This is a genomic window from Glycomyces sp. TRM65418 (assembly GCF_019710475.1).
GTDB lineage: Bacteria > Actinomycetota > Actinomycetes > Mycobacteriales > Micromonosporaceae > Glycomyces.
This window is the reverse complement of sequence record NZ_JAJFAX010000008.1, coordinates 114,037-126,760: the sequence shown is the minus strand read 5'-3', so window position 1 is coordinate 126,760 and position 12,724 is coordinate 114,037. Positions and strand designations below refer to the sequence as shown.

Here is a 12,724-nt window from a genome sequence, read left to right as displayed (position 1 = left end):
CGGCACGGCCTCAGCGGAGCCGTGCCGCCGAGTCTCCATGAGACGGCGGCGCAGCGGGATGCCGTATGTGACGCCGTTGCGCCCTCCGTAGCATCGGGTCATGCCCTTGCTGATGATGGACCTGGACAACACGCTCGTCGACCGCGACGCGGCCTTCCGCACCGGCGTGACCGAGTTCCTCGCCGCGCACCGGCTGCCGGCCGAGGACGTCGACTGGATCATGGAGGTCGACGCTTCCGGATACGCCACGCGCGCGGTCGTCTCTCAGGCGATCATCGACCGGTACGGCGACGGCCTCGACCAAGGCGAGGTCATCGCATCCCTGCGGCGCGGCGCCCGCCAACACGCCCGGGTCACCGCGGAGACCGAAGCCGCACTGCGCGAGGCGCGGGCGGCCGGGCACCAGGTCGTGATCGTCACGAACGGCGCCGTCCCGCAGCAGACCGGCAAGATCACGGCCTCCGGGCTCGACCGGCTCGTCGACGCGTGGGTCGTGAGCGAAGGCGTCGGCTCCCGCAAGCCCGAGCCCGGGATCTTCCACGCCGCAGCGGCAGCGGTCGGCGCCGGCCTCGACGGCGCTTGGATGATCGGCGACCGCGACGACGCCGACATCCTGGGCGCGCACCGTCTCGGCCTGCAGAGCGCCTGGCTCCACTTGGGACGCACCTGGTCCCGGACGGCCTACGCCTCGACGCACATCGCCGACTCGGTCGCCGAAGCGATCAAGCACGCCGCCGGCTAGACGCTCCGCGCTCCGAGTACCGCTGCCGTCCAGCCCTTCCGCCACTGCAGCGGACCGCGGCCCCCTTGGCCCCATGGGCCCCTTCGGTCCGGTACACCTTCGCTACGCTGGGTGAATGGAGCGAACTGACAACGAAGTCGAGCGAGTCCTCAACCGGGCCGGCCGGGCCACCGCCGCGCTCACGATCGTGGCGGCGCTGACGCTGCTGCTGGGTGTCATCGGCGGCGTGACGGTCGGCGGCGGCACCGGAGCCTGGATCTTCATCAGCACCTTCGCGGCCGCGGCGCTGCTGTACGGCGTCGGGATGATGATCAACCTGCTCGGGATGCAGCTGATGGAGATCTGGCGTCAAGGCCGCCGAAGCCAGCCGAGCGAACTGAGCGATTGAGACGCCGCGCGGCGGCCCTCGCGGCCTGCTCAGGGGCCAGGAGTTCGCCGGTGCGGTTGACGGACCGTGACGCGAAGCAGTCCTTTCCTCAGCGTTCGCCGGATCGCCGGGAAGCGGCGACCGGCTTGCCGTGTGGTCCTCAGCGCCGGTCGAGCTCCGCGAGGACGTCGATCGCCGCTCGCGACGGGTCGTCGTCATACGCCGACGGGAAGGCCTCGACGATTCGCCAGCCTGCTCGTCGCAGGGCACGATGGCGGGCGATGTGGGCGCTCGGGCCCTCCGGGTGCGATTCGGCGATCACGCCGATCGCCTGCTCGGCCTCCCCCACCACCAGGTCCACCGTCCAATGTCCCACCGGATACGCCTGCCGCACAGGGACATCGGCGCCTTCCAGCGCATCCGCCAGATTCCCCGTCCATTTGCCGACCGCTGCGCCGTCGCCCGGCGAGCGCGGCGGCCGGTCGGCGTACCGCAGGAACTCGCCGATCAGACCGTCCGCCTCGCCGATCGCGGTCACCACGTGCAGATGGTGCCTGGCCCGCGTGACCATCACGTTGAACAGGTTCGCCCCGGCCGCGAACCGGCGGCGTCCCGCCGCGTCGCCCCCGGCCACGCCGAGCGCGACGATCACGATCCCGGCCTCGCTGCCCTGGAACGCGTGCACCGTGCCGGTCCGCAACCGGTGGCGGCGAATCGTCTCCAGGTCGAAACGCTCCAGGATCGCCGCCTCGATCGCCTCGGCCTGCGCCCGGAACGGCGAGATCACCGCCAGCCCGACCTCGCCCGCGTCCACCAGCGCCGACAGCAGCTCGACCGACCGCTGCACCTCCGCCTCCACCACACCGTCCTTCGAGGACTTCGCGGCGACGCGGTGCACGGCGATCACGTCGGCCTCGTGGTTGCGCGGATGCGTGGTGGTCGGTCGGACCCGGCCGTGATAGAACTTCGCGGCCGAGAACCCGATCAGGTGCGGGACGCTGCGGTGGTGCTCGGTCAGCTCGATCACCGGTCCGGCCCCGCAGGCGAGGTCGTAGGCGCTGACCTTCCCGATGTCCAACTGGCCCAATCGGTCCGAGAGACCGTGGCGATGCAGGACGTCCTCGGTCTTCGCCGCGCTCGCGAAGGACACGAACCGCAGCTGCTTCGGGTCGCCCGCGACCACGGCCCGGCGGGCGCGGGCCAGCACCGGAGCGGCGCGCAGCTGGTTGATGTGCGAGGCCTCGTCGAGGATCACCAGGTCGAACATGCCCGCGCGAGCGGGGAGCACGTCCTCCACGTCGGCGACGGTGCCGATCCACAGCGGCATCGCCCGCAGCAGCGCCTCGCGGTTCACCCCCATCAGGCGGGACCGGCGCTGCGGCCGGTTGCCGGTGCGCAGCGCGTTGGCGAGTTCCGCGAGGGCCCTGCGGGCGGCGGCGTCGCGTCGGTCGGCGGAGCCGGTCTCGAGGTTCAGGTAGTGCCCGATCGCCTTGGACGCCTCCGCATCCGCGTTCTCGAGGCGCTCCCAGAGCGGCGCGAGGCGCAGTCCGCCCGCGGCGGCGAGCCGGGCCAGCTCCCGCTGGTCGCGGGCCGCTCGAACGGCGCGGGCGATGGAGGACGGACTGCCTTCGCCGCCCGCGAGCCGGCGCAGACGCTTGGAGGCCGAGCGGGCGCGGAGCCGCCGCCACCATCCGCCTTCGCGCAGGGACGCGGCGAGCAGGCGTTCCGCGTGGTCGAGGTCGGCTTCGCGGAGTCCCGGGAAGTCGTCGAGCAGGAACAGCGGCACGCCTTGCTCGCGGCCGCGCCGGGTTTCGAGTTCGAGCCACTGGGCGATCGCCGCCTCGGTGCGCCGGACGTACGCCATGGCGTCCGTCGCCTCCTCAAGGCACCGCTCGACATCGCGGCTCTTGTGCCCCTTGCCGGTGCCCCATCCGAGCATGGACAGGAACTGCTGGCGGCGCTCGGAGTCGCCGAAGTGGACCGGGAGCGGCCCGGGATGGCGATCGATGAGCGCCGCCAGCACGTCGGCGGCGTGGACGGACTGGGCCGCGATGAGGACCGACTGTCCGTTGGCGATGGCGTCCAAGGCGATCGCGGCGAGCGTGTGGCTCTTGCCGCATCCGGGCGCGCCGGCGATGACGGTGACCGGAGCGGTGCGGGCCTGGACCACGGCCGCGGCCTGCTCGCCGCTGAGCGGAAGCGGGGACCACGGCGGCCGGGTGTCGGCCTCGGCGACGTCCTGGATCTCGGCGGGGTCGTACATCGCGGCGAACGCGGTGCGGTCGAGGTCCGGCCGCTTCGCCCACTCGCTCAGCTCCTTCGCGAACGAGGAGGGGTTGGCCTCGGGGGAGATGTAGACGACCGCCATCGGGACCACCTCGAGTCGGTTGCTCGGCGGCGGCTGATGCCCGAGTGCGACATCGGGAAATCCGGCGGCGGCCGCGGCCGCCGGCAGCCACGAGAGGTCCTTGACCGTCGTCTCGTGCTTCTCGGGGTCGAAGACCGACTCGAGCAGGAACGCGAACCCCGTGTTCACGAGGTCACTGTGGACTTCGATGTCGCCTGCCGGGATCACGAGCTGCCGGGAGGCGTCGGCGGGGTCGGCTTGGAGCCGGACCGGTCGACTGACCAGCGGCAGACGGACCCGGCGGGTCTTCCCGTCCACCACGGTGAGTCCCGTGACCATGCCCCAGCCCTGGCGCAGGAGCCGCTCGTCGCGGTGGAGTTCGTCGTACTTCGCCAGATCGGCGCCGTCCCTGGTGGACTGGAGATCGAGGCACGCCACATGCTGGTCGCCGAGGTGGTCGCGGCGGAGCCGCTGCTGCGACGGCTGGGCGGCCGGGGCGAGGTCGGCGAGGGCAAGCAGGAGCCGGGAGGCGCTCATGTGGGCCGAGTCTACTGACGGGAGCGGACACGCCGCTGGTCACGCCGCCTGTCCGGCATGGTCGGCGGCTCAGGTCGGGCGGTCCTCCAGGAGTCTCCGGATCGGCTTGATCGCCGCGCTGAGCGGGACGAAGCGGGCGGCGGTGTCGCGCAGGACCGTCGCCGCTCTGCCGGTGTTGAACATGAGGCGGGCCAGCTGCCGGGAGTTCTGCTGCGCGGCTTCCACTCTCGGGCGCTGCGAGCGCTCGTGGGCGTGCAGGACGGACGCCACTCGGTCGGGGGTGCAGTCCCTCAGGCGGCGGGCCAGGGCCGCGGCCGATTCGATCGCCATGCCCGCGCCGATGCCGGCCGTGGGAAGGAAACCGGCGGCCGCGTCGCCCACCAGACCGACTCGTCCGGTGCTCCACGTCGTGCTGCGGTGGTCGAACAGCGGCCAGAAGTAGGCCTCGCGGCCGTCCCCGATGTCGGCGAGCACGCGGTCCATCCTGGATCCGGCCCGGGGCACCTCGCGGCGGATCGCTGCGGCGACGGCCGCCAAGCCTCGCGGCTCTTCGGAACGCGGCACGCAGACGATGACGCCGAGCCGGTCCTTCACCGGGTACGTGCCGACGAACCAGCCGGCGCCCCACAGCTCCTCGCCCAGGTCGGTGTCGTCGTCGGCCTCGGTCCAGACCACCCAGCCGCCCCAGTCCGAGTCGTAGGCCCCGACCTGGTCCTCGGCGAGGATCAGGTCCCGGGTCGACGAGTGGAGGCCGTCGGCGGCGATCACGACGTCGAAGGCCGCTTCGGGTGCGCCCTCCGGAGCGGCGAAGGTGGCCGTGACCTCGTTCGCGTCCTGGCGCAGCGCCTTGACCGTCGTGTGATGGGCGACCGTGCCGCCCGAGGTCGCCAAGGCCGCCATCAGTTCGCCTCGGCTGATGCCCCGGTAGTCGCCGTAGGCGTCGAGCAGCTCGCCCATCGCGTACTCGCGGGTGAGCGCGCCGCGGCGGTTGCGAATCCGGTAGCGGTCCATCGGGACGCTGCGGACGCGGTACTCGTCGGTGAGGCCGAGTTCCGCCAGGACCGGATCGACCAGCGGCATGAGCGCGAGCATGTACCCGCTGGGGGCGTCCGGGCCGGCCCGTTCGATCAGCACCGGGCGCCGCCCGTCGCGGCGGAGCAGCTGCGCGAGCGTCAGTCCGGCGATCCCGGCCCCGACGACGAGCACGCGCAGCCGGTCCTCCCGTGCGGCCTCCAGTTGCTCCTGCAGCGAAGTCGGTTCGAGCATCGTTCCTCCTCGAGGGGTGGACCGGGTGGTCCAATCGAGCCTAGCAGCGACCGTGGACCACCCGGTCCACCGGTGCTAGCCTGAGCCGCATGGAACCGAACGCGGCCGGAGTGCTGCCCGCCGAGCGACGTCGGACCCTCCTCGAACACGCCGCGGCCGAGTTCGCGCGCGCCGGATACGAGCAGGCCTCCCTCAATCGAATCCTCCGCGCGCAGGGCATGAGCAAGAGCTCGTTCTACCACTACTTCGCCTCGAAGGAAGCCCTGTTCAACGCGGTCGTCACCGACCTCGGAGCCGCGCTCGTCCAAGCGCTCGAGCCGCCGCGCGCCGCCGCGATGGCGGGCGGCGACTTCTGGGAACGAGGGCACGCGCTCGCCGAGCGGCTGGCCCGGCTCGCTCGCGACGAACCCGCCTTCGGCCTGTTCGCCAAGCTCTTCTATCTGCCCGACGCGCCCGCCGCTCCGGGCGGACCGCTCGCGACGATCCGCGCGGCCGTGGACGACTGGATCGACGCCGCGCTGGCGATCGGCCGCGAGAGCGGCGCGATCGGCGACGACCTCCCGCTCACGCTGCAGCGCCACCTCTGCAAGGCCGTCCTCTGGGCCATGGACGAATGGACCGTCGAACACTTCGGCGCGTTGACGCCTCGGGAACTGCAGCGGCTGCCGGCGGCGCAGATCGACGCCCTCCGGCGTCTCCTCGGGGCGCCGACGAGCCGGTAGCGCAGGACGGCCTCCCTGGACGCGAGGCGCGCTCGCGTCCATGACTGCGGGTTCGGTCCCGAGCGCTCGCGCTTACGCGCTCAGGGTCACCAGCGAGAACGACACCGACGGCGCCAACGCGGCCGGCGTCATCACCGTACGCTCGAACCTGCTGCGAGAGAACAGGTTCAGCAGGCCCGTCAGCGCCAGGCAGACCAGAATCGCCCACATCCCGATGGTGAGCTGCGGCTCGCCGACGACCGATATCAGGTCGGCTTCGCTCAGCAGGAACAGCGCGAACACGGCGTAGATCGCGACGACGACCGCGCTGCCGACGCGGCGTTTCGGCGGCAGCACGTCGTGCCGGCCGCCCCAGGCGAAGCGGCCCAAGGGCGCTCCGGCGGCGAGGGCGATCTGGAAGACGGCGAGGGCGGCGAGCAGGACCAGCCCCGCGATCGCGAAGGCGGGCATGCCTCGACGCTACTGGATCTCTCGGGCGGCGCGGTCCCGGGAACCGTGGCGGGGCCGAACGGACGAGCGAAGTCGCGTGGCGGCGGCGATCAGTCGGCGAGGAGCGCGAGGCGGCTGCGGGCCGTCTCGGCCAGTGCTCGCAGATCGCCTGCGGTGTAAGGCTCGAGGAGGCGCGCGATAGCCGTCAGGGCCCGGTGGAACGCCTCGGGGCCCAGGTCCGGTGGGTGCGTGTCCTCGATGTCCGGCGGGAGTTCGGCGTCGGCGTTCTCGACCGTGACCGCGCCGAAGCCGGGGTACACCAGGCCGAGCCGGTGGGCCCAGAGCCGCCAGAGGTGGTCGCGGGCCTCAGTGAGGGACTGCATCGCCCGCCATGTGCGGCCTCGGTGCCGGTGGCGGGCGGCGTCCCCGATCGCCAGCCACGCCAGGAAGGTCCACTCCCGGACGGTGGCGTCGTCGGCGTCCCAGCGGCTCCGATCGAGCGGCCTGCGCAGGCGGCCCGACTTGTCGACGGTGGCGCGGGCCTGCGGCGGCAAGCCGGTTCGGACGTCCGCGTCGAAGACGACCAGCGAGAGCTGGCGGCCGTCTTCGTAGACGCAGACGAGGTGGGTGGCCCGGCCGTCGAGCGGCTGCGTCAATGAGGCGGCCACCGGCGCGAAGGACTCGACGGCCGATCGCGCTTCGGCGATGCGGGCCTCGGATACGGGCCGCTCGTCGTCCGAGCGCGCCGACCGATCCGCTTCGCGAACGCCGATGCCGGCGTCCACATCGGAGAATTCGTCGCCCGCGCCTCGTCCCAGCGACCCGCCGAGTTCCACCCAGTCCACCCAGTCGGTGCGCCGAGCCCAGTCGTTCAGGGACTCGACGATTGCTCGAGGATCCGCGCCGCTCATGTCTAGGCCTGCCGCTTCTCGGCGTCTCCGGGTTCGGTCGGCACCGCGGGAGCGTCGCTCGGTTCCGCAGGCGCGTCGACGACCTGGGCGGCGTCCGCCGTCGTGGTCGCCTCGGCCGCCGTTCGAGCCGCCGCGGGTTCGGGTGCCGCCTCCTCGGCCGGCATCGGGAGCGACTGGGCGATGCGGAGGCTCTGCTGGAGCAAGTCCCAGCCGAGGGGCAGCGCGGCGCCGTCGGGCAGGTCGAGTTCGAAGCCGAGGTCGTCGGCGAGGCCGCCCTGCTTGGCGAGCTTGACGACGACGGGGTGCGTGGAGCGGTTCGGCGCGTAGCACCACTTCGGGGCCGCCAGGCCGAAGTCGCGGGCGATCATCATGGCGGCCATGGCGGCCGGGCCGTCGATGAGGATCGCGGTGGAGCGGGTCGCGGCCGTGAAGATCGCGGCGGCCATCGCGCCGATCTGCGCGCCGCCGAGCCGCGAGATGAGGGCCTCGGGAGTGCGCTTGAACCCTCGGTTGAAGGCCAGGTGGTCGCGCAGCGCGGCGATGCGGCCCATCCAGGCCGAGTCGAAGACCGCGCCGCCGGGGGCGTGCAGCTGCGGCAGGTACGTGGTGATGTCGTCCTTGGCGATGAACGAGCAGACCGCGACGGCGGCCGTGGAGGCGCCCGCGCCGAGTCCGGCGACGAGGAGGAGGTCCGCACCCCCGTCGATCGCGCGGTCGGCGGTCTCGCGGCCCAGGCGGAGGACCTCGTTCAGCTCGGTCTCGTCGAGCAGCGGCCCGTCCGTGCCCTCGCTCGCGGGGGTGCGGACGACGGTGATCGGCAGCCCCGAGCGGGCGGCCTGCTCGGCCAGCGGGCCCTCGCCCCGTTCGAGCGCCTCGGCCTGCTCCTCGATGGGCGCGTAGTCCCCGGCGGCCCAGCCGTCGGGGTACTCCCCGGCGAACAGGAGCATCCGCGGCGAGGCGAACGGCTCGGGCGCGTCGGTGGCCTGCATGCGGGCGGCCCACCCGACGGCGGGCTGGAGGCGGCCGAGCCCGGAGCCTTCGATGAGGGCGTCCTGCAGCCGCGCGTTGGCGCGGGTGGTCCACACCCCGTTGGGGAACTTCGCTTTCAGGTCGGCGAGGGGCCCGGCGTCGGTCGTCTCAGTCACGGCATAAGGCTAGCGCGGAAGCCGTGGGGCACAATTGCCCAGTGACCACCATCGACTTCGCCAAGGGGCACGGCACCGGCAACGACTTCGTGATCGTCCCCGACCTCAAGGACGCGCTCCCGCTGAAGGACGCCCAGGTGGCGGCGCTGTGCGACCGCCGCTTCGGCATCGGCGGCGACGGGCTGCTGCGCGTCGCGCCCTCCGAGGACCCGGCGGCCGAGTGGTTCATGGACTACCGCAACGCCGACGGCTCGATCGCCGAGATGTGCGGCAACGGGGTGCGGGTCTTCGTCCGCTACCTGCTGGAGCAGGGCCTGGCCGAGGGCCCGGAGATCCCCGTGGCGACGCGCGCCGGCATCAAGACGGTCCGCGTCGAAGGCGACGAGCTGCGGGTGGACATGGGGCCTGCCGCGTTCGGCCCGACCTCGCAGGCGTCGGTGGAAGGCTTCACGTGGCCCGGACAGGCCGTCTCGATGGGGAACCCCCACCTGGTGTGCCACCTCGGGGACGACGCGGAGCTGGAGGCGCTGGAGCTGTTCCACCAGCCGCGGTTCGACGCCGGCGTGTTCCCCGACGGCGTGAACGTCGAGTTCGTGGTCGGCGCCGCTCCGCATGTGCGGATGCGCGTCCACGAGCGCGGCGTCGGGGAGACCGCCTCGTGCGGCACGGGCGCGTGCGCGGTCGCCGCGGTCGCGCTGCGCCACGCCGGGCAGGACACGGGCGTGTGCAAGGTGGACGTCCCCGGGGGGACGCTCACCGTCACCGTGACCGAGGAGACGCTGTACCTGACGGGGCCGGCCGTGATCGTCGCCGAAGGCTCCTTCCGCTTCTAGCAGGACCGTGAGCGCCGGAGGATCCTTCCGCGTCCGGCCGGATTTCGCGGGAGCCGAGTCCGCCGGCGCATGAGGCCACGAGCGGCAGTCGAGCGGCGTCCGACGCGTATACCGTCCCCAACCCCCACCCACCCGGAGAACGGTAGGTCCCAGCGTTGCGCGCCGGTGCGACAAGAACCGTGGTCTCGCGCGGTCTTGTCACCCGAACGAGTGCGCCGCCGTGGCCACCCGAACGAGGGCGCCCCGGCGGCCGCCGGCCGCCGGGGCGTTTCGCTCGCCCGCTACCGCATCGCCTGCTTGACCGCGGCCGCCACGGCCGGGGCCACGTTCGGGTCGAAGACGCTCGGCACGATGTACGTCGCGTTCACCTTCTCCTCGCCCACGCAGTCCGCGATCGCCATCGCCGCCGCCACGGCCGCGTCGTCGGTCCAGTCGCGCGCCTGCGCGTCCAGCAGCCCCCGGAACACGCCCGGGAACGCCAGCACGTTGTTGATCTGGTTCGGTTGGTCGGACCGGCCGGTCGCCACGATCGCCGCGTACCGCGCCGCCTCGGTCGGGCTGATCTCCGGGTCCGGGTTCGCCAGTGCGAACACGATCGGGTCCTTCGCCATCTTCGCCACGTCCGATCCCTTGAGGATGTTCGGCGCGCTCACCCCGATGAACACGTCCGAGCCCGCGACCGCGCCCGACAGGTCCCCGGAGAAGTCCTGCTTGTTGAAGTGCGTCCCGAGCCACTTCCAGGTCTCGTTCTCGAACTCCATGCCGCTGTGCAGCGCCCCGTCGCGGTCCACCGGGATGATGTCGCCGATCCCGGCCTTCTCCAGCAGCCGCATGATCGCCGTCCCGGCCGCGCCGCAGCCGACCACCGTGGCCCGCACGTCCTTGAACTCCTTGCCGACCACGCGCAGCGCGTTCGTCAGCGCCGCGAGCACCACGATCGCGGTGCCGTGCTGGTCGTCGTGGAACACCGGGATGTCGAGCCGCTCGCGCAGCCGCGCCTCGATCTCGAAGCAGCGCGGCGCGGCGATGTCCTCCAGGTTGATGCCGCCGTACGTCGGCGCGAGCGCCGCGACGATGTCGACGATCTCGTCGGTGTCCTGCGTGTCCAGGCACACCGGCCACGCGTCGACGTCGCCGAACTTCTTGAACAGGGCCGCCTTGCCCTCCATCACCGGCATGGCCGCGGCCGGCCCGATGTTGCCCAGGCCCAGCACCGCCGACCCGTCGGTGACGACCGCGACCGTGTTGCGCTTGATCGTGAGCCGCCGGGCGTCGTCGGGGTTCTCCGCGATCGCCATGCACACCCGGGCCACGCCCGGCGTGTACGCCATCGAGAGGTCGTCGCGGTTGCGCAGCGGCACCTTCGCGTTGACCTCGATCTTGCCGCCCAGGTGCATGAGGAAGGTCCGGTCCGAGACCTTCTTCACGTCGAAGTCCGGCATGGACTCCAGGATGTGGGTGACCTGCTCGGCGTGGGCCGCGTCGGAGGTGTCGCACGTGAGGTCGACGGTCATTCGCTTGTTGTCCGAGCCGACCACGTCGAGCGCGGTGACGATCGCACCCGCCTGTCCGACGACCGTGGCGAGGCGTCCCGCCGCGCCCGGATCGGCCGAGAGGGCCAGCCGGACCGTGATGGAGAATCCGGCGCTGGGAAGACGGGCTGCAGTCATGCCGCTCCTTATTGGTGCACTTCGTCGTGGACGCGCCCGCTCGGCGGTGCTCAGGGACGGCTCGCAGGCTTCGCCGAGGCTGACCGTGCAAGGCCGGCGAGCGTCGCGAAGGCCGCTCGCGCGCCGTGCATCCGCCGAGTCGGATGCCTTGAATGATGCCACCGCCCCGCGCCCCGGCGCCTCGGCCCTGTGCAGGGCATCGGCCCCGCCACTCCGTGCGGCGCGCGCCACGCTTCGCGGCGGCGGCGCTACGCTGTGGGCGATATTCGGTCGCAGTCGGGGCCAAGGCGTGTCAAGCTTGTGGTGATGCACGAAGAGCACAAGAGATCCCGCGAAGACTTTCCGTCCGCCGAGTCCCCCTCCGCCGGGGACCTGGACCTGGAGGCCCGCCAGGCGCTGCGACGCGTCTCCGGTATAGCCGCCACCGAACTCGAAGACGTCACCGACGCCGAATACCGGCGGCTGCGCCTCGAACGCGTCGTCCTGGTCGGCGTCTGGACCGAAGGCTCCATCGACGACGCCGAGAACTCCCTCGCGGAGCTCGCGCAGCTGGCCGAGACGGCCGGCTCCGAGGTCGTCGACGGCCTGATCCAGCGCCGCAGCAAGCCCGACGCCGGCACCTTCATCGGCTCCGGCAAGGTCCAAGAGGTCAAGGACACCGTCGAGGCCCTGGAGGCCGACACGGTCATCGCCGACGGCGAGCTGTCGCCGGGCCAGTTGATCGCCCTCGAGAAGGCCATCAACGTCAAGGTCATCGACCGCACCGCCCTGATCCTCGACATCTTCGCCCAGCACGCCAAGAGCGCCGAGGGCAAGGCCCAGGTCGAGCTCGCGCAGCTGCAGTACCTGCTGCCGCGCCTGCGCGGCTGGGGCGATGCCATGAGCCGCCAGGCCGGCGGCCGCGCCGGATCCAACGGCGGCGTGGGCCTGCGCGGCCCCGGTGAGACCAAGCTGGAGACCGACCGCCGCCGCATCCGCGCGAAGGTCGCGAAGCTCCGCCGCGAACTGGCGAAACTCACCGTGACCCGCGAGACCAAACGCGACTCGCGCACCCGCAACCGCGTACCGGGCGTCGCCATCGCCGGGTACACCAACGCCGGCAAGTCGAGCCTGCTCAACGCCCTCACCGGCGCGGGCATCCTCGTCCAGGACGCGCTGTTCGCCACCCTGGACACCTCGACGCGCCGCGCCCGCACCGCCGAGGGCCGCGAGTACACGGTCACCGACACGGTCGGGTTCGTCCGGCACCTGCCGCACCAGCTCGTCGAGGCCTTCCGGTCCACGCTCGAAGAGGTCGCCGAAGCGGACCTCATCGTCCACGTCATCGACGGCTCCCACCCCGACCCGCTCGGCCAGGCCGACGCGGTCCGCGAGGTGCTCGCCGAGGTCGGCGCCGAAGAGGTCCCCGAGCTGGTCGTGGTCAACAAGCTCGACCTCGTCGAGCCCGACGACGTGCTCCAGCTGCGCTCCGACTGGCCCGACGCCGTGTTCGTCTCCGCGCGCACCGGCGACGGCATCGACAAGCTCCGGGACGCCATCGAGCAGGCCCTGCCGCAGCCGAACACGACCCTCACGGTCTGCATCCCGTACGTGCGCGGCGACCTGGTCTCGCGCCTGCGCTCGCGCGGCGAGGTCCTCGCCACCGAGCACCGCGGCGACGGTTCCGTCATCACCGCCCGCGTCGACGAAGCCCTGGCCGGAGAATTGCGAGCGTTCGTCCTGGAAACGGACTGAATTCCAGTGGTCCCGAACATG

At 72.3% G+C, this 12,724-nt stretch carries 11 protein-coding genes; 5 read left to right on the top strand and 6 right to left on the bottom strand.

Translation table 11 applies throughout. The features are described 5' to 3' along the window. The first annotated feature begins 100 nt into the window (after positions 1-100). Positions 101-742, top strand: coding sequence for an HAD family hydrolase (locus K3N28_RS17785; protein WP_228094093.1), 642 nt, complete (start codon positions 101-103; stop codon positions 740-742). 115 nt (positions 743-857) lie between these two features. Next, positions 858-1,130: a hypothetical protein gene (locus K3N28_RS17780; protein ID WP_228094092.1), complete on the top strand. Its 273-nt coding sequence runs from the start codon at positions 858-860 to the stop codon at positions 1,128-1,130. A 139-nt stretch (positions 1,131-1,269) separates the two neighbouring features. Here K3N28_RS17780 and K3N28_RS17775 read toward each other — a convergent pair whose 3' ends face one another. Continuing rightward, positions 1,270-3,993: an AAA domain-containing protein gene (locus K3N28_RS17775; RefSeq protein WP_228094091.1), complete on the bottom strand. Its 2,724-nt coding sequence runs from the start codon at positions 3,991-3,993 to the stop codon at positions 1,270-1,272. A 69-nt stretch (positions 3,994-4,062) separates the two neighbouring features. Further along, complete coding sequence (locus K3N28_RS17770; RefSeq protein ID WP_228094090.1) at positions 4,063-5,259, bottom strand: NAD(P)/FAD-dependent oxidoreductase; 1,197 nt, start codon at positions 5,257-5,259, stop codon at positions 4,063-4,065. A gap of 89 nt (positions 5,260-5,348) precedes the next feature. Here K3N28_RS17770 and K3N28_RS17765 point away from each other — a divergent pair, with 89 nt between their 5' ends. Further along, positions 5,349-5,981: a TetR/AcrR family transcriptional regulator gene (locus K3N28_RS17765; RefSeq protein WP_228094089.1), complete on the top strand. Its 633-nt coding sequence runs from the start codon at positions 5,349-5,351 to the stop codon at positions 5,979-5,981. A gap of 72 nt (positions 5,982-6,053) precedes the next feature. Here K3N28_RS17765 and K3N28_RS17760 read toward each other — a convergent pair whose 3' ends face one another. From K3N28_RS17760 to K3N28_RS17750, 3 genes are all read right to left on the bottom strand, one after another. Then, positions 6,054-6,431, bottom strand: a complete 378-nt coding sequence (locus tag K3N28_RS17760; RefSeq protein ID WP_228094088.1) for a hypothetical protein — start codon at positions 6,429-6,431, stop codon at positions 6,054-6,056. 89 nt (positions 6,432-6,520) lie between these two features. After that, positions 6,521-7,321, bottom strand: a complete 801-nt coding sequence (locus K3N28_RS17755) for a hypothetical protein (protein WP_228094087.1) — start codon at positions 7,319-7,321, stop codon at positions 6,521-6,523. A gap of 2 nt (positions 7,322-7,323) precedes the next feature. Next, the gene (locus K3N28_RS17750; RefSeq protein ID WP_228094086.1) at positions 7,324-8,466 is read right to left on the bottom strand and encodes a nicotinate-nucleotide--dimethylbenzimidazole phosphoribosyltransferase; all 1,143 of its coding nucleotides are present in this window, start codon (positions 8,464-8,466) and stop codon (positions 7,324-7,326) included. Positions 8,467-8,516: 50 nt separating this feature from the next. Between K3N28_RS17750 and dapF the strand changes: the two genes are divergently transcribed. Next, positions 8,517-9,299, top strand: a complete 783-nt coding sequence (gene dapF, locus K3N28_RS17745) for a diaminopimelate epimerase (RefSeq protein ID WP_374209821.1) — start codon at positions 8,517-8,519, stop codon at positions 9,297-9,299. A gap of 281 nt (positions 9,300-9,580) precedes the next feature. Here the strand turns inward: dapF and K3N28_RS17740 are convergent, their stop codons facing one another. Continuing rightward, a complete protein-coding gene (locus K3N28_RS17740) occupies positions 9,581-10,969 on the bottom strand; it encodes an NAD-dependent malic enzyme (protein ID WP_228094084.1) in 1,389 nt (462 codons plus the stop codon). A 306-nt stretch (positions 10,970-11,275) separates the two neighbouring features. Between K3N28_RS17740 and hflX the strand changes: the two genes are divergently transcribed. Then, positions 11,276-12,703: a GTPase HflX gene (gene hflX / locus K3N28_RS17735; protein ID WP_228094083.1), complete on the top strand. Its 1,428-nt coding sequence runs from the start codon at positions 11,276-11,278 to the stop codon at positions 12,701-12,703. Positions 12,704-12,724 lie beyond the last annotated feature (21 nt).